The organism is Fischerella sp. JS2 (assembly GCF_032393985.1).
In the GTDB taxonomy this organism is placed as follows: Bacteria; Cyanobacteriota; Cyanobacteriia; order Cyanobacteriales; family Nostocaceae; genus Fischerella.
Map to the genome: position 1 here is coordinate 3731398 of NZ_CP135918.1, position 24481 is coordinate 3755878.

Genomic DNA, 24481 nt, shown 5'->3' on the forward strand with positions numbered 1-24481 from the left:
CATCTGAGCGAAATCTTCTGCCTTCTGCCTTCTTTATTGCCAATTTCCCACCAAAACGTAAGAAGCCCAAAAATAAGGATGAGGTGGTAAAGACTTCAATTGCTTGAATAAAGGCTGACTGCGAATAGACTCAAGTTGTGATAATTGGGCTGTCCGCAAAGCACTTAATTTTTGCACTCCTGGTTTTTTCAACTCTTGATAAAATTTACCCATGAGTTGAGCGGTGGAAGCATCACTCACAGGCCAGAGAGTAGCAAGAGTACTGCGTGCGCCCGAACGCACAGCTGTTCCTGCTAAACCTAACATAGCTCTTTCATCACCAGTGGCAGTTTCACAAGCACTTAACACTAGTAATTCTAGATTGTTTTCTTGTTCTTTTAATAAAGTACTCAACTCATTAATACTAATACTTTTGCCATCTCCGGTAATAATAAAATTCTTTTCGGGATTAGAACTAAATAACCCGTGAGTTGCAAGGTGAACAACAGGGAAATTGGATTTGAGTTCATTTTCAATTGTTGTCGCAGTAAATTCTTGATTGAGAAGTTTTTGAGAAGCTGGAAAAGCTTGTTGAATTTCCTCTAATTCTTTTGGCACATTTACCAGCGCCGGAAAAATTTCTCCTTGGATTTGGATTTGCTTGCTAACTCCAGCAGCTAAGACTTTGAGATTTTGCCGCTTCAGTAATTTGGTGTCAATTAGTTGCAAACTGGGAACCAGAGCAATACCATATTTTTCAATGAGATATTTTTTATTATTATAGAGGGCTGCCATTGGGACTCTTTGCAATCTTCCATTCAACACAAAGACTAAATTTTTAATTTGATTTGCATTCAACTGTGTTTCAATCGGTTGAATTAACCAATTATAAAGCTGTCCCAAAATTGGTAGAATTGCTTGAATATTTTCTTTTAATTCATCTGGATCTGGGTTAGCAGTGGCTAGAATATTGCGAGCAGAGTTATTGATGGTGACATTATCTAAGTAGTCATAAAGTTGATCAAGAGTGTTATTAACTTTTTCTTCACTGATCGCAATGGTAGCTTGCTGTAAAGTTTTTCCTGGTAAAGAAAGGATAATTTCTAAGCGGTCTTTAAAAATAATTGGATAGATAACGGCTGCTTGGGAGTCGATATCATCAATCTGAACTGCAACATCTGTTTCTTGAGAACAGGGGTCTTGGAAGAAGTTATCAAGTTCTGCCAATTGCCAAGACTCTATCACCCGGCGGGCAAATTCTAAGCGATTTTTTGGCTGGTTTTGCTCATATTTTGCTTGGTTAATATTGGGATTGGCAACTACTAGAGAATTAAGTTCACGTTCACTCAGTTTTGATTTGAGTAATAAATCCGCTAGTTCCAAATAAACAGGTTTAACCTCTTGGACAAAATTAAACTGCACATCTCGATTGTTGGCAGTTAAATCGGTACGCAAGGATTGGAGAGTATTATAAGCTGCGGTGTAAGCTGCGATCGCTCCTTTGTTCTCTCCCTTTTCTCGCAATAACCTGCCTAACTGAGATTGCCAAAGATACGTAATTTCACGAGTATTATCTGTATAATTTTGTGTTTGAGATAACAGCAAGGCTTGCTGAGTGAGTGCGATCGCCTCACTTAAGTTGCTTTGTTGGTCATAAAATTTCCCCAGATAGCCTAAGACATAAGTTTCTGCACGCTGGTCTTTTAAAGTACGTGCTTGTTGCAGTGCTGTATCCAAAATAGGTTTAGCTTTGTTTGCTTGTTCATTTTTGAGCAGAATATCAGCAAAGTGAATCTGAGCGTAAATGGTTGCACGGGATGGAGGAAGATTAACTAAGGAAGATGCAATTTGACTTTGCAAAGTTTGCCCATCCCGACTCAGCTTGAGTTCCAACTCAGACAAAAAATCTTTGGCCCGTGCGATTAACTTAGATTCACCAAATCTTGACCAAGAAGCAATGCGTCGATCAGTTTGTTCTCGCCACCAACTTTGATTTTCGAGTAAAAGCTTGTAGTGATTGAGTTGGGCTTGAATTTTGACAATTACTGGTGCTGATGCTGTGGCTGCTTGTTTATAGTATTTAAAAGCTTGCTGTAATGGTGCTAAAGCAGCATCCTCGGACTTTTGATCAATAATTGCTGTTATCTGTTCATAATCCCAGCGATCGCGCATTTGGTTGCCTAAAGTCCGTTCGGTGTTGCCCAAACTTAACAACACAGCACCAGACTGAGGTGATTTCTCCAGTACTGTTAAACTTAATTGCAAAACTTTTTGGGATTCTTCTAGTAACCCTTGTTTACGCAGAACTTCACCAAGACTACGTAAACCAGTAGCTTGGGTGAGTGAAAGGGAATTTTGTTGTTGGGAAATAGTTGTGAGGAATTTGTTTATTTGGGCTGGGTTACATGTGGGGTGATCAACAGCAAAGACTTGGAGTAAAGTTTTACAAGCTTTGGGATATAATCCTAATTCTTGCAGAGCTTGGGATTGATTGATTAAGCTCTTTGTCATCCCTTCTTTATCACCCATTTGCTGATAAGCTTTAGCAGCTGCTTGCCAAAGCTGGATTGCTTGATCAAAGTTACCGGCGTTGTAACTTTGTTGACCTTGCTGTGCAAGTTGTAGCGCTTGATTTGATTGGGAATTCGACCAAGCCGGCAGGCTTAAACTGGAAAGAAGTCCAAATAGGGCTGAAATCAGTAAGATAATTAGACGACGGTATTTGTTGGTTATCATGAGCTTTTAAATCTCAATCAGTTATAAAAATCGAACACCGATGCATACAGATGCACACAGATAGACACAGATAGATTATCCATATGCATTAATTTCACTGTTCGTCATTGATTATGAGAAAGTCGAACACCGATACACCAGATGCACACAGATAGACACAGATGGATTATCCGTAGGCATTAATTTCACTTTTTATCATTCATCATTGATTATGAGAAAGTCGAACACCGATACACACAGATGCACACAGATAGATTATCCATATACATTAATTTCATCCTTCTGCCTTCTGCCTTCTGCCTTCTGCCTTCTGTTCAAAATGCTTTGTATTCTAATTGAAAATACACACCGTTTTCTTGCCATGTTTCTCCCCGTGAATTTGGAAGATCGACTAAAGGAATACCCCAGTCCAAACGAGCGGAAAAATTTTCTCCCATCTGCCAGAGTAAACCAAATCCTAAACCCACTAAGGTATTAGGATCTGGTCTGTCTCTACCTGTGTTCCAACCGATGCCAAAGTCAATAAATGGTGCGATTTGTAAAGTTCCTTTAGCTTGTGGTAGCTGGAAGATTGGTATACGTGCTTCTACGGAGGCAAGAATACCATTGTCTGTGACTAAAGCATCTTGACGGTAGCCTCGTACGGTTGTGGGTCCACCGATACTAAACTGCTCAATGGGAACTAAAGCATCGCTGGCTAATTGCACGCTGGAACGCACTAGCAGGGTAGGACTAATTGGTGATGGGGGTGTTGCTTGTGCCAGTCGGCGCAAGTATAGCATTTGTCCGCGCCAAACTAAAAATTGGCTATCCGGTTCGTCGTCATCACTAATAGTGGCATTAAAAGCACCAACACCCAAGCTAATTTCGGAATTGGCAGCGAGGACGGCTTGATTGCCCCGTTGCAACCATTCTTGAGTGAAGGATAATTCTGAGATACGGGTTTGTCCATTGTCGTCTGCGCCTGGGAAGACGGGAAAGTCTACTCCGAGAATAGAGGAGTTGGTTTCTCGTCGGGCAAACCCAAAACTAAGGGCAAGTTCTTGACTAAGTTTGGGGGTTGCTTTTTGAATGACTGGTTGACGAAAGGTGAATTCGTACTCGCGAGAGTTTACTTTAATGTCCAATTCATCGAAAGGTGCTTCGATGATTCTGTTGTTGGTGATGCGGTAGTTGAAGCCGACAGTGCCATTACGAGGATTGACAGGGAAAGTATAACTGCCCTCAAACCTGTTGCTACCATCGGTGTTGCGATAACCAAAAGTAAATTCATCTCCCAATCCCAAAAGACTAGCTTCTGAGATGTCAATACCACGCTCAAAACTACCGATACTGGGGTTGCGCTGATTATCTAGAATCAGGCGGGTGTTAAAGGTATCTGCACTGACAACTGTTACTTCTAGCGAATTAGTACCGGGTTTAGTACCAGCAGTTAGTTCGGCATTTAATCTTTCAATCCGGGGATTGAGTTGTAACAATTGCAGTGCTTCTTGCAGGCGATTAATATTTAGTGGTTTATTGCCAGCAACAGCAATGCGATCGCGGACATAATTGGGATTTAACCGCCCTTTGACAATGTTGACTTTGATGTTTTCTAGACTACCTTCCAATACCTGAATTTTGACGATTCCCGATTGGATCTGTTGGCTGGGAATGTAGGCCCCTGAGGTGATATACCCTTGTTGGAGATAAAGTTGAGTGACTTGATTGGCAGCTTGCAATAGTTCCGCAAAAGTGACCGACTTACCGACAAAATCAGCTGTTGCCTGCTCTAACTCTTGTTGACTAAAAACAGTACTACCAATAAACTCAAATTTTTGCACAACAATTGTCCCTGGTACATTCTGGATTTCCTCAGGGGTTGGTGGTGTTGTCGGTGGAACCTGGAGTGGTTTTTCTAAAGGAGGTAGGGGAGTAGGACTAGGTTGTTCTGGTGTTGGCGTCACCGGATTAATTGGCTGTCCCCAGGCAGAGGATGTATTAGAGAGTAGGGGGATGAGAGGCAGTAGGGGAAGTAGGGAAAGCAGGGAAACAGTGGTAGATGAAGAGAATTTTTGTCCCTGTATTTTTGTGTCTTTGCGTCCCGGTATCCCCACCTGTTTAAATCTCAGTGACTTCTTTTTAATTAGCATGACAAGACGATGAACTTAATCCAGAACCATAGGGGGTAGATGTGGGGGTAGCTGCTGTGAGGATGACTGCACCTTTGGAATTAACATACCAACCTCTAGCAATTGGTGGTAACTGTTGGCTTTGGTTGCGGTTGGTAGTGATTTCTGCACCAGAAATTTTTGCTGCTTGAGTAGGAGAAGACTCGAAACTCAACAATGCTTCACTACTGAGTGGTTCGCTTGGCCGGGGTGGTAAACCTCCACGCCCAGTAATGATAAACTCGCTCTGTCCCTGTTTTCTTTCTGCCGGACAGACTTGTGCTACCACTTCTTCAGGTTTCGCTATTTCTTGCGGCAAGTCAAGAACTTCTTGATTTGTACTAGTATCCGGTGTCAGTATTTCTATTTCACCATCTACTCCCAATTGAGAACTGGCAGTAATCTGGCATTCTGGACAAACAAACAGAGCTTGTGTATTAATACTGATATTTCCTCCGTTGCCTTCAAATGCGTTAGCAGTAATTTTGCTACCTTCTAGCAGCACAACAAAATCAGTAGGACTAAAGCCAGTAATCGTAATGTTACCGCCGTTACCACTACCGCCTGCTTCCGCAGATATTTGGCTACCGTGGCGCATTTTTAAAGACTCTGTCTGCAAGAAAATGTTACCACCTTCACCAGATGCGGTTGCGGCTGTGATTCTACCTCCTTGATCCAAAAAAGTAGAACGAGCATTAATCTTTACACTGCCCGCGTTGCCGGTTCCCTCATTCTTAGCTGTCACTTCTCCATTATTTGTGACTTTTAATTGGGGTGTATTAATTGTTAAGTCTCCCGATGAGCCACTCGGCACAGGTGGTAGTCTAAAAAGCTGTTGGGCGATTTCACTCTCAATGTTTGCACCAGCACTGATCAGACTGGAAACACCATCTACCTCTACAAATTTAGAGGCATTAATTGTCACATCCCCTGCTGAACCACTGGCAGCAGTGGAAGAATCAACTCTACCTCCATCTTGAACGATCAGTTTTGGTGTATTGATAGTTAAGTTACCACCGTTACCACCATTCAGGGTCGAAACACCAATTAAACTGCCTACTGATTGGCTTGGTTCTTTGCCAATGACTTCTACAGATTCTGTGGCATTACTACAGATTCTGTGGCATTAATGGTCATGTCTCCACTAGAACCAGTTCCAAAAGTACCAGCACCTATCCTAGCCCCATTGAGAACCCGCAACTGCCCGGTGGAAATATTGACATTTCCTGACTTTCCCGAACCAAAGGTAGAACTACCAATAAAACTCAGGGCGTTAGGACTAAAAGAGGCAAATCCGTCTACTTGCACTAAGTCCGAGACATCGACATTGATGTTACCACCTGCTGCATTCGTAAAGGTAGCAGTTGAAATACTAGATCCTCCCTGAACAGTTAACTGCTGAGCTGAAATATCAATTCCTCCGCCCATGTCACCGCCGATAGTGAAAGGAGAAAAGAAATTAACCTGTCCTCCTCTGAAGCTTCCTCCCAATTCTGATGTAATGCCACCGCCACCATTAAGAAAAATAGACTGAGCATTAATTTTGATGCTACCGGAGATTCCTGAACCTTGATTACTCGTTGTCACCAATGCTCCATCAGTAACGCTCAATTTACCTGTGTTAATGATCAAGTCTCCGGAGGCTCCACTCGGGACAGACGGTACTCCCAGAATCTGTTGGATGACTTCATTCTCAACAATGGCTCCAGAGCCAATGAGACTGGGATTGCGATTCCCTGGGGCCGTACCAGTCACCTCGACAGATTTAGGGGCGTTGATGGTAACGTTTCCTGCTGAACCCGTCGAAAATGTGGAAGCATCTATTTTGCCACCATCCCGAACTACTACTTGGGGCGAGGTGATAGTCAAGTTGCCGGCATTTCCAGCATTGAACGTTGAAACTCCAAGAATGCTTGGTATGAACTGGGATGGTTCTACTCCAATAACTTCTACTGTTTCAGTGGCATTAACGGTTACATCTCCTCCAGAACCTGTGCCAAAGGTGCCGGCGGTGATGAATCCCCCATTAACAATACTCAATCGCCCTGTTGAAACAGTCACATTTCCCGAATTGCTAGGGCCGAAAGTTGAAGCACTAATCAAGCTCTGCGATGCAGGATTAATGAGTGAAACTCCAACCACTTGCACAAAGTCAGAGGCATCCACATTGATATTGCCACCGATTGCATCTCTGAAGGTGCTAGTGGATATTTTAGCCCCACCCCGGATATCTAGTTGCTGGGTTGAGATTGTAATGTCCCCACCCTTGATACTTGGTAAAGTTACAGGGGAAAAAATAGCAGGCTGTCCTATTGCATTTGCTGTACCTAATTCTGATGTGATACTTGCTCCGTTGTCCAGAAAAACCGAGCGAGCATTAATTCTGATGTTTCCAGAGGTTCCAAACCCACTATTGCTTGCTGTAATGAGAGCGCCATCTGTAACAAGCAAATTACCTGTGTTAATTGTTACATTACCAGAGTTCCCAGAAGGATAGGGAGGCAATCTCAATAATTGTTGCAAAGTAGGATCAACGATATTGGCAGAGGAGACGATGAGACTGGGATTGACAGATCCTGGTACTGTGCCACTCACTTCGACTGCATCTTTGGCGTTAATTGTGATACTTCCGGCTGAACCACTAGCCAAGGTAGAAGCATCTACCCTACCTCCATCTTTAACTACCAAACGTTGGGTATTAATCGTTACGTTACCTGCTGTTCCGGGGCCTCCTGTTCCAGCAGTGATCTGACTAGGTGTAAATACAAATGGTGTGAAGCCAACCAATTCGACTAATTCAGATGCATTTACAACTACGTTTCCGCCTGAACCAGTTCCAGCTGTAATAGATGCAATATTACCTCCATTTGTTGCTGTAACGCGTTTGGTAGAGACTGTGAGTGTCCCCGCATTTCCATCACCGTAGGTAGCAGCAGAAATTACACTAAAACGATTTGGGTTTACAGATGAATATCCAAGTACTTCTAAAGATTCAGTAGCATTGATACTGACATTACCACTTGGCGCAGGTGTGTAGGTAGCAGCAGATATGACGGCTCCATCTCGAACAAATAAACTGGGGGTGGTAATGTTAATATTCCCGCTTTTGCCGCCCCCAATGGTTTCGGTAAATATGTTAGTAGAAATCTGCCCATCTGGTGTGGTGCCAATCAGTTGCAAAGATTCAGATGCATTGACGTCGATGTTTCCTGCTGATTCTGTTCCCTGAGTTTGAATTAATACGGCTGATCCATCTTGAAGCGTGATGTTTCTGCCTTGTAATTGGATAGAACCGCTACCAGTACCACTTGTATCTGCGATCGCGCGCGATCGCATTTCGATATCTTGAAAACTAGGCACTCCTTCATAGCCCAATGTCCAAACTTGACCAGGATTAGCAACAAGATTAACTAAAGAATTCCCACCTACACTGCCTAACTCTAGGCGTCCTCCTTCGGCTGTGAGAACACCACCATCTAAGGTGATATCCCCTCCTACTAAGGCTAAAGTTTGACCAGGCTGTACTTTGAGACCAGCAGTCTCTCCCCTTGTAAAAGGTGAGAAAATTTGACTTTCAACAGATAAATTATGACCTTGCCCTTGGACGTTGATTGCTGCTGGATTTTGGCCAAATTGCAAACCGACTGGAACACTAATTGTCAATAAGGGAGAATTTTGAATATTTGTAGCACTAAATTCTGTACCATCGGCAAATTTCAGGCTACTAGCTGTACTTCCTAAAAAAGAGCCACCTATACTTAATTGAGCATTAGGTCCAAAATTAATCCCACTCGGATTAATCAAAATTAAATTTGCACCGTAATTTTCTTTAATTAATCCATCAATATTAGAAACTGAGCCACCAGTAACGCGATTGATAATATTGACAATATTTATGTTCCCAATGTTCTTAAAAAAAGCTTCACTGCCATTAGGCACAGAAAATTCTCTAAAGCTGTGGAATAAATTACTACCAGCTTGTGTTCCTCCGGTAATTTCAAAGACATTATTAATTTGATTTACATTTGTTGGCAACGTTGCATCTGGTGAAATTTGTGCCTGACTGATACTGCTTGCAAATATATAGCAAATAACAGTACTACTAAGAAATAAAATTTGCTGAGCAACTTGTTTCATCTTGAAAAATTAATAAAATTAACAGATGAACTTTATTGAAACTCACCTAAGTTCTCTTTTTATGTAAAGCTTAAGTAAAATTAACTAAAAAATAGTATATTAAGACTGAAATTTTGGTCAACAAAGGAAGTAACTTTATGAACAAAACCCGAAGTTGGGTCACTATGCTAGGGATGGCTTCTATCTTTGCATCTCCAGTTCTAGAAGCAGTTGCTCAACCTAATACAGTTACATCTACCATGAATGTCACTTGTAAAGCAAATACTAGTGTACCAAAAGTAGTTGCGAGTTTTGCTAATCAAGAAAATGCAAGAGATTTGACAATTCTGAGTTTTCTGTCTCAGTATTTCTCATCTCCAGAAGCTTTAAAAAACTGTGAAAATACTGCTAAAACTTTGCAAAAACTTTATACATCTGGTCGTGCCAATTACTTAACTAATGACAAATTAAATACTCAACCTGTAGTTTGTGCTGTGGAGCGCAGAGGTATTGGTTGCAGTCATTACAGCGCTCAAGTATTATTTACTTTCAATGAAAAGGTAAATGCTTCTCAAGCTTTGTACGAAATGCTTGGTAGTGATTTTAAACAACCCAATCCCCCCGACTCTAGAACTGTGAGTCGAATTTATTCTGATATCAAGTTGTCAAAGAAGAAGAAACTGATTCCGTTTTTACCATTTTAAATTGATAAGACATTTAGAACTAGCTCTTTCAAAGTGGATATACAACCAACTATTATCTGAGTTAAGAAGCTAGATTTTCTCTTAGTGTTTTAGTGTTTACTTTGCGGGTAGTTACTGACGCATTTAAGGTGTTTAAAATTTTATTTTTTACCACTAAGACACTAAGATACCAAGAAATTTTCCATTTGCTGGTTTATTCAATTAAGTTTTCAATCTGCACTTAATGATAGCAACACAGAATCTCTTCAGCCAATTTGAAGAAGGCAGAGGAGGCGTGGGTTGCAAAGCTGCGGGCGAACAAAGAACGGCGTGGCAGAAGGGTTGACAAATAACTATAACCTACACACATTTTGTTTCCTTGTCCCCCCTTTTTCCCTCTTCCTTGATTATCTACATTTACCTTTTGCTTCTTCTGCTGCTTGGTAGTCTGGTTTAAGTTTGAGTGCTGCTTCTAAAGCCCCAATTCCGTCTGAAAATTGGGATAACTGACAATAAGTCTGTCCCATGTAATACCAAGTTTCTGCTTTTTGAGTATCTGTCAAAGGAGATTCATTGAGCATCTGCTGAAATTGAGCGATCGCTTGTTCATATTGCTTTAAACCTTGAAGTGCTAAACCCCGACCCCGCAAAGCAGTAAAATATTTTGGATCATGAATTAAAGCCTGATCAAAAGCAGCAAGAGCTTCTTTATATTGTTTTTTTTGCCATAGTACCTTACCTTTATGGCTAAAAGCAATTGCTAATTCTTTGGTAATATTTTGTTGCGGATTAGCTTGCTGCATTTTTTGCAAAAGACTAATTGCTTCATCAATAGTGAGCAGTGCAGTATCAACCTGTTTTAATGCTAATAATGATTCGGTTTTATTAATCCAAAATATCGGGTCTTTTGTATCAAGAGCGATCGCTGTATCAAAAGCAGAGATCGCCTCATAGTACTGCTGGAGATTATAAAGTGCCTCTCCTTGACAATTCCAAGCATACACAGCTTTTGGTTCTATAATCGTAGCTGTCGAGCAGGACTCTAGCATCTTGTTATATTCTTGCAAACCAGCGAGTGCATAACCTCGGTTAGTCCAAGCTTGATAGTAATTGCTATCAATATTGAGAAGTTTATCGAATTTAGCGATCGCCTTTTTATATTCTCCTTGATTGAAGAGTTTATTTCCGTCTTGAAAAAGAATGTTTACTTCTATATTTTTATAAAAACTCCAGCAAAGGGCGCTGAATCCAAGTATGGCTAGTAAAATCCAAATACCTCTAAATATTAAGACTATTGGATGAGAAATTAAATTTTTGACCTGAAATATAGATGCTGGAAATAAACTGTGCGAGGTCATTATAGGTGTGCTTGCAGGTGGAACTTCAAGCATGTTTGCTAATTGTTGGTCAACCCAGTTTAAATTAAAAACAGATTGGTAGATACGGTTAGATATCTTTAATTTATTTTCTTGTTCAACTACTAAGCCTAAATGCAATAACTCTGTTTGGGCTGGGCTATCGTGTACTGGTAATTCTTCTTGTTGCAAAATTCGCTGATACAATCTCAACAGCCATATTGAGTCACATCTTGGATTTGCAACTAAACTGTCGTGAATTGTCTGTAAATATTCCGCAGCTACCTGAGTTTGCCAATTTGCAATCAGGTGATTTTCTACCAACTGCTCGACTACGGCTGCTTCTTCACCAGCAACAATAAAACTTTCATGCTCACACAGCAATTGACAAACCTTTTGGGTCAGAAAAGGTTGAGCGCTTGTCCACGCCAGTACCTGTTGCACTAATATTTCTGGGCAATTTGCTTTTTCATGTAGCTGGAAAGTTTTAATTGTATTTTGGATTAAAGGTTGTAACCGTTCTAATTGTTGATTTACCCAATCCAAATTAAACACAGATTGGTAAATGCGGTTGGCTACTTTTAATTTATCTTCTTGTTTAACGACTAATCCTAAATTTAATAATTCGGTTTCAACTGGAGTGTCTTGAATGGAAAACTCCGGATATTGTAATATTTGCTGATACAGTTTCAGCAGTTGAATGGGATTGCAAAATTGATTTTTGACCAGACTTTCCTGAATTGCTTGCAAATGTTCAGCAGCTATCTGAGTTTGCCAATTTGCAATCAGGTGATTTTGTACCAACTGCTCGACTACTGTTGCTTCTTCACCAGTGGCAATAAAATTTTCATGCTCACAAAGCAATTGACAAACCTTTTGCGTTAGGAAAGGTTGAGCGTTTGTCCATAACAATACTTGTTCCAGAACTATATCTGGATGAGTTGCTTTTTCATCTAGTTTAAATAATTTGGTGGTGTTGTAAATAATCGGTCGCAAACGCCCTAATTCATGTTCAACCCAATTCAAATTAAAAACAGATTGGTAGATGCGGTTAGCTACTTTTAATTTATTTTCTTGTTTAGCTACTAAACCTAAATGCAATAATTCTGTTTGGACTAGGCTGTCGTGTACTGCTACTTCTCCTTGTTGCAAAATTTGCTGATACAATCTCAACAGCCATATTGAGTCACATCTGGAATTCGCAACTAAACCGTCGTGAATTGTTTGTAAATGTTCCGCAGCTACCTGAGTTTGCCAATTTGCAATCAAGCGATTTTCTACCAACTGCTCGACTACGGCTGCTTCTTCACCAGCAACAACAAAATTTTCATGCTCACACAGCAATTGACAAACCTTTTGGGTCAGAAAAGATTGAGCGCCTGTCCACGCCAGCACCTCTTGTACTAATATTTCTGGGCAACTAGCTTTATCTGCTAACTTGAACAATTTGACGGTGCTGCGAATAAAAGGTCGCAAATGCACTAAATCTTGGTGAACCCAACTCAATTTTACAATCGATGGGTGAGGAGAATTAGATTCTCTGATGTTGTCCTGTTGCACTGCTAACCCCAGATTCAATAACTCTGTTTGTTTTGAGAAGCGATATGCCATCCGGCACGCTTTGCGAACGCCTGTGACTTGTGTCGGGTGCAAACTTAATTGTACAAGTTTGTCTTTCAAAGATAGTGTAATAGATAACTTGTAAAATCTATGATTAGACTCTTTTATGGTGAAGCCAAACAAGAAAAAAATTCCTGGCAAACTATTCCTTTGATACCAGTTGCATTGACACCCGGATTTCCCTAAAAGCGTACTACCTCCCCTTGAGCTTGCTTTGACAACAAGTGTAGTCAACAGTTATGTCAAGTTATATGACTGATTCTAAGCGTCTGTTTTAGAGAATTCGTCAGACAATTTTGATTAATAATGATTAAGCATTTTGAGATACTATGTATTTAGTATTTTCATCATCTCGCTAATTAAAACCATATAGCTATTTGTTATGAATCTTAAACATACTTACGTATATAGAAAAAGCTACAAAAAATTATTGACTAACTATTCATAATGAGCATTGAGATTTGAAACTCAGGAACTAGGCACTGCCTATTATCTGTGTGCAACTAAAGCTTGAAGTGGAGTGCTAATTTATTTGTCTACTCAGATGTTATTGAAACATCAGCATAGGGAATCTTATGTGTAAGACTGATCGCAACTACGAACCTATGCTAAGTACAGATGATACCCAATCCCCTCTGCAATCGCAGCATCGTCAAGATTTGCTGCATCGAATCACATTAAGGATTCGCCAGTCACTGGAGTTACAGGAAATTCTAGAAACGACTGCGGCAGAAGTGCGATCGCTATTAGAAACAGATCGCGTCAAAATTTATCGATTTCATGCGGATGGGAGTGGTGAGGTAATCGCCGAATCAATTCATGGCGATCGCCTACCTTCACTTTTGGGTTTGAATTTTCCAGCTGATGATATTCCGCCCTATGCGCGCGAACTCTTCATCAAATCGCGTCAGCGTGTTGTTGTTGATATAGTTGCCCAAACAACAACAGGCATGGGCTTAATAGAATATCTAAACCAATCCACCACACAAGAACCAGAACAGCAGTTGCGCTATCGTCCTGTTGATCCTTGTCATGTGGAATATTTAACAGCAATGGGGGTGCGCTCATCAGTCGTAGTCCCTATTGTGCATGATCATCGCCTCTGGGGTCTGTTAGTATCACATCACTCCCAGCAGCGTCATGTCAGCGAAGCCGAACTGCAATTTATTCAAGCTGTTACCGATCAAGTTGAAGTGGCGATCGCTCAATCAACCTTGCTGAGCCAAATGCGCGAACAGGCAGAAAGAGAAGCTAAAGTCAATCAACTTACCACCGTGTTACATCGTTTACCAACCGTGCAACTCCAAGCTGCTTTGGAAACAGTAATGGAAATTTTTCAAGCATCGGGTGGACGACTATATTTAATGTCTGAAACAGCCGATCAAGCTGATCAATTTTACGTGTGTGGTGAACAGCCTACCGAACTAGTCAACGGTGGTGGACGGCAAATTGAACAACATTTACTTTGGCAGCAATACCTGCGATCGCCTGGTCAGGAGATTTGCAAAGTTGCAGCAACTCAAGATTCGGGGCAAGAACTGTGGTCAGCACAGCAGATGCAGTCAATGTACCTGTCTGGGAGTGAACGCCCCAATCCTAACTGCTGGGCAATTAACGACATTTACCAAGAACCCATCTTTCGCACGATTGTCACTTCCTTTGCGTCCACCCAAGTCCGAGGTTTGTTGATTGTCCCCTTACGCTATGGTAAGCAAGCGATTGGCTGTCTTACTGTTTTCCGTAACGAAATTGAAACAGAACGGCTATGGGCAGGGCGTTGTGACAACGACACCCGACAAATCATGACGCAAATCTCATTTGAGACTTGGCGAGAACTTAGGCGCGGACAGGCAAAACCCTGGACTGAAAATGAGAAGAAACTCGCTGAGGTGATTGCGGGCCATTTAGTCATGGCAGTACAGCAATATCGCCTATATAGCCAAGTGCAATCGCTCAATGCTAATCTGGAACGACAGGTAGAAGAACGCACAGCCGAACTACAACATCTGTTAGAACAACAACAAGCTCTTTCCAACGGAATTGCTAAAATTCGCGCTTCGCTCAAACTAGGTGAAATTTTCCAAACTACGACCGAAGAAGTGTATCGGCTGTTGCAAGTTGATCGTGTAGTGATCTATCAGTTCAATCCAGACTGGAGTGGTGGCTTTGTTGCCGAGGCTGTTGGAGAGAATTGGACTAGCCTGCGGCAAGTCCAAACCACTAATAAACATATCCAAACTTACATATCACGAAGCGATCGCTGTATTGTCAGTAGCTTTATAGATGCACCTGTTCCCAACATTGATACCTATCTCCAGGAAACCCAAGGAGGAGATTTTAGCCAAAGTCGTGCAGTCAAACGGGTTGATGATGTTGATGCTATGAACTTTCCAGACTGCTATCGAGCAGTGCTGCAACAATTCCACTGCCAGGCATACGTGATTGTTCCCATTTTCCAAGCAGACAATTTATGGGGACTACTGGCAGTTTACCAAAATTCTGGTCCTCGCCAATGGAAAGATATAGACATTGCCTTAGTGATGCAAACCTCAGATCAATTAGGGGTTGCTATTCAACAAGCAGAACTCTTGGAACAAACTCAATCGCGAACTCAGCAGTTAACTAAAACCCTAGAAGACCTAAAACAGACCCAAACCCAACTGGTACAAACTGAAAAAATGTCTAGTCTTGGACAATTGGTGGCTGGTGTTGCCCATGAGATCAACAACCCTATCAACTTTATTTATGGCAATGTTATCCATGCTACAGAATATATCCAGCAATTACTAGAGGTGATTCGTCTTTATCAACAAAGCTATCCAGAACCAGACACAGAATTACGCACTTACCTGAAAAAGATTGACCTAGATTTTATTACAGAAGATTTACCTAATTTACTGTCATCCATGCAAGTTGGTACTGAACGAATTCAGGAAATTGTCCAATCTTTGCGTACATTCTCGCGGCTTGATGAAGCTGAGTTCAAATCTGTGGACATTCATGCAGGTATTGACAGCACACTAATGATTTTAAGCCACCGCCTCAAAGCCCAGCCAAATCGGCAGGCAATCCAAATCATTAAAGATTACGGTCAATTGCCTTTGGTTGATTGCTATCCAGGTCAACTCAATCAAGTATTTATGAATCTTCTGTCCAATGCAATTGATGCTTTAGAAGAACACAGCAACCAAAGATCACCCGAACACAAATACACCAGCCAAATTAAAATCAGCACCCGTGTGATTGCCGAACAACAGGTTCGGATTTGCATTGCTGACAACGGTATTGGCATGAGTGAAAGTGTGCGATCGTGTCTGTTTAACCCCTTCTTCACAACTAAACCCATAGGTAAAGGTACAGGTTTGGGCTTATCTATTAGTTACCAAATCATCACTGATGGACACAAGGGAAAACTCTCCTGCCAATCTACTCCAGGCAAAGGTACAGAATTTACGATCAATATTCCAATTCGGCACTCTTCTAAACTTTGAAAAAGCACTAGGCGACGGTCATCCGGACGCCAAGTGGGTTCTTGTAATACCAAATAGGCACGCGGGAGTCTTGTTTCAAGATTCTGGAATAGCCTATTAATCAATAGTTTTAATCCAAAATCCAAAATTGGCATGAGCCGTAACTCCAATCAAAATGTAGCCATTGTTGTGACAGATTAATTTAGCTATGGAGAAAAGAGGCTACATTTTTAACTTGACTACAAAATTTTGAGTTCACAAAACTTGCACCTTGTTTTGGTGCAAGATATCGGCTTCCCACAGGCGCTATTAACACTCCCGCAAAATTATGAAACAAGCACATTTTTGTAATATTTCTCAAAGGCTTGCTATATTACGGTTCTAAAATGTGCAATTTAAAAGCTAAGCAGACTTTATGTGTAATTTTGGGTTCTATGTATGGAAATTGAGAATGTTTCCATTTAGACCTGTTTATCCTATTGACAGTTTTTCTGACACATGAAACTATTAGTTAAACTTCATATTGGCTTTGTCTTAAGTAAGTAATTATATTTTTAATAGGTTGCTATTTTAACAACATTTATTGCAAAAGTTAATTATTAAGAAAAACAATTTATAAAACACTTGCAAAAAATTTCAAAAATACTTTAAAATCAAAATTCATGTAAAATGATACATAATTAATTTTCAAGCACAAGATAAAAGCTTAACATAGCTAAAAAGTACCAAAATTGGGTGTGCCTACTTGTTACTTAATCGTGTGTTTCCCTCTAGTATAGTTTCAATTATTTTGGCTCGGCAAAAAATTCCTTAACATTTAGATGTTGATTTGAGGAGTTGGGTTGATAATTTATAGCTCAAATCAAAGATTTGAGTTTGCTTTCCATACTCTTAGTAAGGAATAGTATGTTGCTGAATTGGCTGAAATAATTTTAGTTAGTATTGCATTTATCTATATTTGTTCAGTTTGATCAAAGCAACAAGAAAAGAAAAATACAAAGGTTTGTTTTTGTATTCCCATTGATTACAAGACCGAATACATGTTATAGATTATTCCTTTTGAAAATTAAAAATCTTGGAATCTGCTGAACATAATTGATGAATGAAAATTATTTGCAGCCTCATGAAGTAGTGATAGTTTACTTGAGAAACACGAGCAATGCTGAAAATTGATCGCAAGAATTACCAACATGTTTTTAAAACTAGACAAACAAATGCAACAGCTACCCCAAAAGTACAAAAATCTCTATGGCAGCAATTTGTAAGTCTACCAATCAGCAGCAAGAATTTGACAGTTTTCATTTTGTCTCAGTTAAGTCTGATTCTGGGGTTAGGTATTAGCTCGACTATCATAACTAATCACAGTTTTCAAAGCCAATCACTTAAACAGACCAAGTCAGAACTCAATATTGCAGATTTAAATTATAATTTCAAATTGAATCAAGTCAACTTAAATTTGCGTAGTCAGGCACATAATGCTGTTATCATTAATGCGGCGGAAGTTCATTTATTAGACAATCAGTTTAATCAGTCTAAACAAAATCACAACGCCAGAGTTAGACAAATTCTCAAAAATGAAGCTGAAAATTTAAATATAGAATATCTCTCCTTAGTGAGTATAGATAGACAGATAATTGCTGATAATAACTCAAATCATCAAGGTAAAGTTTTTGATCCCCAAGGCTTAGTCAGTAAGGTATTAAAAAATCCTCGACAAATTCAAGCTCACGCTGTTATTAAGTATTCAGAATTAAGTCAACAAGTGCCTTTGATTAGTAGTAGCTTAGCTAATCAATTTGCTCTGATGAATTACACTTTAACTCCTATAAAATCTCTAGAAAATAATCAAGTGATTGGAGTTTTAGTGGCTGGGGATATAGTAAACGAAAAAGAGGACAACGCACAGCCAACCCAAGAAGCAACAGATAATGCTTACAGTGCTGTTTACATAAATAAAGGATCAGGGGAATTTGTTCTCGCAACAATCTTGGCTAAAAGTAATGAAACAGATTTAACTAAAGCTATACCAAATCTAAATTTACCTGATAAATCAATACTTGCACAAGCAGCAGTACGTTCAGGTGAAATTGTTACTGGTCAAATAACTATTGATCAACAACCCTATGCGATCGCAGCAAAAGCGATTCCTAACCTCACGATTACCACAGCTAAAGGAAATACCCCTGTAGTTACAGGTCAGCCTGTGGCTATTTTAGTGCAGATTACAAAAGAAACTGAACTGCAAACTTTACTTCGACAAAATCGATTGCACTACGCCCTAGCAGCAGTTTTGGCTTTAATTGTGATTGGAATTTGGACGTATATATTTAAGCGGACTACTATTCAACAAATAGAAAAACTCAAAGACGCAATCCAAAAATTTACTCATGGCGATCGCTTGGCTAGAGTTAGGATTTACACAAAAGACGAAGTAGGGCAATTAGCTGTAGCTTTTAATCAAATGGCAGAAACAATTGCTCAAAAAGCTTACCAGCAAGAAAATGAAGGCAAGATTGCCAAACAAGTCAATAGTATAAATTTACGAATTCGCGGATTGCTCAACACTGCCCAAATTTTGAACGTAGCAGTCATAACCATGCGAGAAGTCATCAAAGTAGATAGAGTCGTTGTCTACCGCTTTGATGAAAATTGGGTAGGAACAATTGTCGCTGAGTGCGTTGATGATGAATGGCCAAGCGCTTTGGGTGCAGACATTGCAGATCCTTGTTTTGCAAAAGACTATATTGACAAATATCAAAAAGGTCGTGTTCAAGCAATAGAAAATATTTACGAAGCAGGTTTAACTCAATGTCACATTGGTCAACTAGAAGCCTTTGCAGTCAAAGCAAATTTAGTCGCACCGATTTTGCTCAACAATAAGCTATATGGTTTACTAATAGCCCATGAGTGTTCTAGTCCCCGCCAATGGCAAGAATCAGAAATTGATTTGTTTAAGCAAGTGGCAATTCCCATTGGTTACGCATTAGAACAAGCATACGTGTTGGAACAGTCTGAAAAAGCCCGTTCGCGTGCAGAATTACTCGCGATCGAACAAAGTCAACAAAAAGAAGCATTGCAACAGCAAATCATCAAATTGCTGCGAGAAGTAGAAGGCGCATCCAAAGGTGATTTGACGGTATACGCAGAAGTTACCCACGGGGAAATTGGTACAGTTGCAGACTTCTTCAACTGCATAGTTGAGAACCTCAGAGAAATAGTCACTAAAGTTAAAACATCGGCAATTCAGGTGAATACAGCCCTTGGAGAAAACGAAGGCGCAATTCGCCAACTCGCTAACGAAGCTATCAAACAAGCAGTGGAAATCAACCGTACCCTCGATAGTGTCGAACGCATGACACTTTCCATTGCAGATGTAGCAGATAATGCTCAAAAAGCCGCTCAAATTGCTCATACAGCTTCTCGTACTGCTCAAAAAAGCGAGTTAGCAATGGATTTGACAGTAGAAAAAATCTTTAACTTACGCTCCACAATTGACGACACAGCCAAAAAAGTCAAGCGTCTCGGTGATTCTTCCCAACAAATTTCTCGAATTGTCTCTTTAATTAACGAAATTGCTGTGCAAACCAACTTACTAGCAGTCAATGCTGGACTAGAGGCTTCTAGGGCTGGTGAAAGTAGCCGGGGTTTTATGGTGGTTGCAACAGAAGTGGGTGAATTAGCAGCCCGTTGTTCTGACGCCACTCAAGAAATTAAGCAGATTGTCGAAAATATTCAACGGGAAACCAACGAAGTAATCAAAGCAATGGAACAAGGAACTACTCAGGTAGTTGAAGGTTCTCGCATTGTAGAAGATGCCAAAATTTCCCTGAACCAAATTCTCACAGTCTCTCGGCAAATTGACGAGTTAGTCCAATCAATTTCCCAAACGACAGTTTCTCAAGTAGAAACATCACAAGCAGTTACTAAATTAATCACAGAAATTTCCCAAGTGTCAGAGATTACTAGTGAATCCTCACGTTCTATTTCTCAATCATTACAGGAAACCGTAGAAATTTCTCGGGAATTGGAAGCAACTGTGGAGAAATTTAAAGTGAAGTGATGGGATTGGGGATCAGGGAGGTAGGGAGATGGGGAGTGTGAGGGGTAGTAACAACCACCGCACTGGTTCACCGTTTGCGCGTCTACGCCCCTACTAATACCATTTCACGTTAATCACGATCCATATAAATTTGTAGAGATGCACCATGGCGCGTCTCTACACGCCTGTATTTGTATCAAGGTTTTAGTGAAATGGTATAACTACTAACCCATTACCCTTTCCCCTTTCACCTTTCCCCTTGTCTTACCTTGTGCCAAATTAATCCAGCAACAATCAATCCTAAACCTACTTGCCAGATTGAGGATTCCACCCAAAATGCCAAGAACAGGCAAGATAAAAGACCCAGAACAGCTATCCATCTGGGATATAGTCGTTCTTGGGGACTCAATTTTAAAGCTGCTAAGTTAGTAATTGCGTAGTAAATCAAGACGCTAAAAGCACTAAAAGACCATGTTGTCTTAACATTACCAACTAGAACAAGTAGAGCGATCGCTACTCCCACTACTATTACAGACCAATAGGGAGTTGTTTGTTGTTGGTTCAAACGTGCTAAAAACCTAGGGGCGTCGTGGCGACGTCCCATCGCCAGCAACACGCGGGATAACCCCAAAATCAAGTTCAGCAGTACACCCAACATCGCTGTCACTGCGCCAATGGCTAGCACCAATGCACCGCCGACACCAGTTACATCCCGGGCTACCACCTCTAATGGCGCAGCCTTTGTCTGCTGGGTAGCACCAGCTAGAACATCTACCCCCACAGCCCCAATCGTAACTGTCGCCACTGCTATGTAAAGCAGCATTGTCACCGAAAGACAAACTATCATCGCTTTGGGAATAGTCTGTCGTGGCGATCGCGCTTCCTCTCCCAAGGTAGCAATGCGACCATAACCTGTATAGGCAACAAACATCAGCGCGCTAGCATGGAGAACATCAGCTACAGAACCTGTAAAAAAAGGTGTAAAGTTCTCATTTCCTCCTTGAATAGTACCGGGAAGACAAGCCAGAATCAAATACCCTAAAGATAAAACAGTGACAGATACAATCGCGATATTGGCAAAATTTGAGCGGCGGATACCATTCAAGACAATCAGTGTCATCATCACCACAGCCAAAAAAGCTGTCGGAACCACCCAGCCAGAATTTACACCCAAAATATTTAATAAATAGGCAGCAAAACCTAAAGCAGCAGTAGCAGCAGAGGCCGTTTTGGCCACCAAAAACATCCAGCCTGCCGTAAAACCAAAGCTAGGAGTCAGATATTTATAACCATATTCGTAACTACCACCACTCAGGGGGTGATTTGCTGCAAGTTGGGCGCTGCTGAGTCCATTAAAAATGGCAACGAGTGCGCCAATTGCTACGGACAAAATTACCGCAGGCCCAGCAATGCCAGCCGCAATCCCAATACTAACAAATACACCAGTACCAATAATTGAACCTAGTCCCATGAGAGTAGCACCAAACACCCCTAACTCTCGTTTCAATTTTGGCTGTAGATTGCTTACAGACATGCTTTTTCCTATCTCCCTGTCCAGATTAGGTAACTACAGGAACGCTAACAGATATTTCTATTATTCGAGATTTTCGTCTAATATTTGTCATCCTTCCTCAGATGGTAATTTTTATTTCTTAGCCATCCTGCTTAAGTCATAATTTTTTCTTCTTTTAAGGAATAGGAATATCTCAAATTATTAATATTCACTAAACCAAAAAGCAGAGAAAGCAACAAATTTATTTTCAACTGTATAAATCTTTGATGTTGTTTTTATAAAATTAGTTTGTAGAATAGTTTATTTACTAGTTCTTTATGTTCATTTAGTTTTTTATAGAATTTGTGAAATTTGTCTAATTGAACGATTTTTACTTGCTTATTTAGAGGCAATCACTTATATATTTTTATTTATTGATATTTACAAAAAAAGGTAGAGGGTAGAGGGCAGTCCTGATGAAAAAATTTCACTATCAAGCATGAAAAAACCTCACCCCGTCAAGAGAGGACACCCCTCTTTGCGGGTTCGCCAGAGGGGGTTGGGGGTGAGGTTACTTTCAAGTCAGAAGGCAAAAGATATTCAAAGGTATAAAGGATAACTTAGGTTATGGATTGAAAGCTCACTTATAAAAGAGAATTATACCGAGACTCCTAGAGTGAGTTTTGCTTGGCGAGGAGGACAGTCACGTGGCTGTTTCAAGTATAGATATCTACCTAAATAGGTATTTTTCAAGCCTCCTGATTTTGCTAACAAGTAGATAGCTATGAATAAATCTAATTTAGTTTTAGACGATGATGTTTAATTTATACCTATCTACTTTATTTAACTACTTATGACTATCAAATTTGTTGATTTTTATTTAACAGCTTTTTAACCAGAACAACTAATTTTCTAATTCTTGTTATGCATAAATTTATCCTATATATTGGCTATTTTTGTTTATTTTGGGACTTATTACTTATATATTTTTAAGTGGTGATATCAATATGAAGAGAGCACTACTTGTTATGAAGCTAAGTGTCATCATACCGTGTTTAAATGCAGCAAAGACTATAGGTGTTCAACTAGAAGCACTTGCAAATCAACAGTGGTCGCAGCCTTGGGAAGTGATTATTGCTGATAATGGTTCCACTGACAACACAGCATCCATAGTAAAACAATATCAAACACGCATACCCAATCTCCGCATTGTTGATGCATCTGACCGCCAAGGTGCATCCCATGCTCGCAATGTTGGTGCAAAAGCGGCTGAAGGTGAGTCACTATTATTCATTGATGCCGATGATGAAGTTGCACCTGGATGGTTAGCAGCGATGGGTGAAGCACTTGCAAAATATGACTTTGTCACTGGTCATAATGATTACAATAAATTAAGTAATCCTTGGGTAGTAAAGTGTTACCAACTAGAAAATGGTACAGGGATCATGGAAAACACCTACTACCTACCATTTGCAGGTAGCGGCAATTTGGGTATCAAACGTGCCATTCACGAAAAGATTGGTGGTTTTGATGAAGCCCTATACCAAAGCGAAGATGTAGATTATTGCTGGAGAGCTTATTATGTAGGAATTAAACTTCACTACGTACCGGATGCGATCGCTTATATCCGCTTACGTGGCAGTTTAGGTAGTATCTATCGTCGCAGTTGGGCTGTGGGTAAAGGCGGAATTCTTGTGTATAAAAAACACAGACCACTTGGTATGCCTCAGATGGTGTCATGGAAAACTTTTTTAAAAACCTCAGTCACTTTGACTATACAACTTCTACTTTTACAAATCCGGGACAAAGAAAGTTTAGCTAAATGGTTAATGAGTTTTGCGTGGCGGGGAGGACAATTGTGGGGTTGTATTAAGTATCAATACTTACCAATCTAGATGTTCCTAAAAGTTCGATATTTTAAACAGAATTTTAACTGTCTCATAGCTAAACTTTGGATAGACTTCAAATTCAACGAGTAGAGGTTTAGATATACTAAATCTCTACAATACTTTCTTGACAACTAATCTTTTGCCCATCTGTAGTATGTACCTACAAAAAATTTTTTCTCTACAGGGAAAGCTATCAAATATATTGCAATTTATTCAAGCAGAAATATTATTTGATTGGATTTTACCTAAAAAAAGTCAACCTTTAACAGTAACTCAAAAACCAACATTGGTGTTTTCTCCCCACCAAGATGATGAAACTTTAGGTTGTGGTGGTTTAATTGCTCTTAAACGTGAACTTGGAGTTCCAGTAAAAGTAGTTTTTATTACCGATGGGCAGAAATCATATTTAGACATTAAACCAGAGGATATAGTTCAAGTCCGCAAGCAAGAGGCCCAAGAAGCACTAAATATATTGGGTGTCGCCTCAGCAGACATATACTTTATCGACCAGCCAGATGGTGAATTACGGCAAATATCTGGTGAACAGCAACTGCATACTATTAATCAGTTAGTGCAAATATTGCAGTCTTTTCAACCAGAGGAGATCTACGTTCCTCATCAAAATGATAAACACCCGGATCATGAAGCTACTTATGATTTGGTGAAAGATGCACTCAACAAGTCTGGAATTAAAGCTCAACTTTTTCAATATACAGTCTGGTTATTTTGGGGAATGCCACTGCTGCTTTTTCGGCTAAATTTAGAAAAGCTAGGTCAGTCTTATGTGGTATCTATTAAGTCTGTACTAGAAAAAAAACAACGAGCTTTCCAAGTTTATCGTTCTCAACATCACATCTTTGCTCGTAGCTTTATTGGGCGATTTTTTAAACCTAGTGAAATATTTTTTAAAAGTTAATTTCACACATTAAGAATAAATTCAATGACACCAACT

Annotated in this window: 11 protein-coding genes; 5 read left to right on the forward strand and 6 right to left on the reverse strand. The window is 40.1% G+C overall.

Features of this window, described 5'->3' with window-relative positions; genetic code table 11:
• Nucleotides 1-33: 33 nt before the first annotated feature.
• The 4 genes from RS893_RS15820 to RS893_RS15830 all read right to left on the reverse strand — a co-directional run bounded on the left by RS893_RS15820 (nt 34) and on the right by RS893_RS15830 (nt 9002).
• A complete protein-coding gene (locus tag RS893_RS15820) occupies nt 34-2715 on the reverse strand; it encodes a CHAT domain-containing protein (RefSeq protein WP_315784951.1) in 2682 nt (893 codons plus the stop codon).
• 314 nt (nt 2716-3029) lie between these two features.
• Complete coding sequence (locus RS893_RS15825; RefSeq protein ID WP_315784953.1) at nt 3030-4847, reverse strand: ShlB/FhaC/HecB family hemolysin secretion/activation protein; 1818 nt, start codon at nt 4845-4847, stop codon at nt 3030-3032.
• Nucleotides 4837-5790, reverse strand: a complete 954-nt coding sequence (locus RS893_RS30320; RefSeq protein WP_396336367.1) for a hypothetical protein — start codon at nt 5788-5790, stop codon at nt 4837-4839. Before RS893_RS30320 ends, RS893_RS15825 begins: the two co-directional genes overlap by 11 nt.
• A gap of 164 nt (nt 5791-5954) precedes the next feature.
• A complete protein-coding gene (locus tag RS893_RS15830; RefSeq protein ID WP_396336368.1) occupies nt 5955-9002 on the reverse strand; it encodes a filamentous hemagglutinin N-terminal domain-containing protein in 3048 nt (1015 codons plus the stop codon).
• A 137-nt stretch (nt 9003-9139) separates the two neighbouring features.
• On the opposite strand from RS893_RS15830, the gene RS893_RS15835 reads away from it, so the two are divergent.
• Nucleotides 9140-9685 (forward strand): COP23 domain-containing protein, encoded by a 546-nt coding sequence (locus tag RS893_RS15835; RefSeq protein ID WP_315784956.1) that lies wholly within the window; start codon nt 9140-9142, stop codon nt 9683-9685.
• A gap of 386 nt (nt 9686-10071) precedes the next feature.
• On the opposite strand, the gene RS893_RS15840 is transcribed toward RS893_RS15835, so the two are convergent.
• Nucleotides 10072-12699, reverse strand: coding sequence for a tetratricopeptide repeat protein (locus tag RS893_RS15840; RefSeq protein WP_315784959.1), 2628 nt, complete (start codon nt 12697-12699; stop codon nt 10072-10074).
• 545 nt (nt 12700-13244) lie between these two features.
• On the opposite strand from RS893_RS15840, the gene RS893_RS15845 reads away from it, so the two are divergent.
• Nucleotides 13245-16130, forward strand: a complete 2886-nt coding sequence (locus tag RS893_RS15845) for a GAF domain-containing sensor histidine kinase (protein ID WP_315791996.1) — start codon at nt 13245-13247, stop codon at nt 16128-16130.
• A 1138-nt stretch (nt 16131-17268) separates the two neighbouring features.
• Nucleotides 17269-20169 carry a methyl-accepting chemotaxis protein gene (locus tag RS893_RS15850; RefSeq protein WP_315784962.1) on the forward strand — a complete coding sequence of 967 codons (2901 nt, stop codon included), beginning with the start codon at nt 17269-17271 and terminating at the stop codon, nt 20167-20169.
• Between the two features lie 226 nt (nt 20170-20395).
• Here RS893_RS15850 and RS893_RS15855 read toward each other — a convergent pair whose 3' ends face one another.
• Nucleotides 20396-21682, reverse strand: coding sequence for an APC family permease (locus tag RS893_RS15855; protein ID WP_315784964.1), 1287 nt, complete (start codon nt 21680-21682; stop codon nt 20396-20398).
• 986 nt (nt 21683-22668) lie between these two features.
• Here RS893_RS15855 and RS893_RS15860 point away from each other — a divergent pair.
• Both RS893_RS15860 and RS893_RS15865 read left to right on the forward strand, forming a co-directional pair.
• Nucleotides 22669-23535: a glycosyltransferase family 2 protein gene (locus RS893_RS15860; RefSeq protein ID WP_315784967.1), complete on the forward strand. Its 867-nt coding sequence runs from the start codon at nt 22669-22671 to the stop codon at nt 23533-23535.
• A gap of 148 nt (nt 23536-23683) precedes the next feature.
• Entirely contained in the window at nt 23684-24445 is a 762-nt protein-coding gene (locus RS893_RS15865; RefSeq protein ID WP_315784970.1) for a PIG-L family deacetylase, read from the forward strand.
• Nucleotides 24446-24481 lie beyond the last annotated feature (36 nt).

Excerpts from the sequence above, each read along its gene's own strand:
- RS893_RS15820 (WP_315784951.1), bottom strand. The coding sequence starts at position 2,715 with ATGATAACCAACAAATACCGTCGTCTAATTATCTTACTGATTTCAGCC.
- RS893_RS15825 (WP_315784953.1), bottom strand. The coding sequence starts at position 4,847 with ATGCTAATTAAAAAGAAGTCACTGAGATTTAAACAGGTGGGGATACCG.
- RS893_RS15830 (WP_396336368.1), bottom strand. The coding sequence starts at position 9,002 with ATGAAACAAGTTGCTCAGCAAATTTTATTTCTTAGTAGTACTGTTATT.
- RS893_RS15835 (WP_315784956.1), top strand. The coding sequence starts at position 9,140 with ATGAACAAAACCCGAAGTTGGGTCACTATGCTAGGGATGGCTTCTATC.
- RS893_RS15845 (WP_315791996.1), top strand. The coding sequence starts at position 13,245 with ATGCTAAGTACAGATGATACCCAATCCCCTCTGCAATCGCAGCATCGT.
- RS893_RS15850 (WP_315784962.1), top strand. The coding sequence starts at position 17,269 with ATGCTGAAAATTGATCGCAAGAATTACCAACATGTTTTTAAAACTAGA.
- RS893_RS15855 (WP_315784964.1), bottom strand. The coding sequence starts at position 21,682 with ATGTCTGTAAGCAATCTACAGCCAAAATTGAAACGAGAGTTAGGGGTG.
- RS893_RS15860 (WP_315784967.1), top strand. The coding sequence starts at position 22,669 with ATGAAGCTAAGTGTCATCATACCGTGTTTAAATGCAGCAAAGACTATA.
- RS893_RS15865 (WP_315784970.1), top strand. The coding sequence starts at position 23,684 with ATGTACCTACAAAAAATTTTTTCTCTACAGGGAAAGCTATCAAATATA.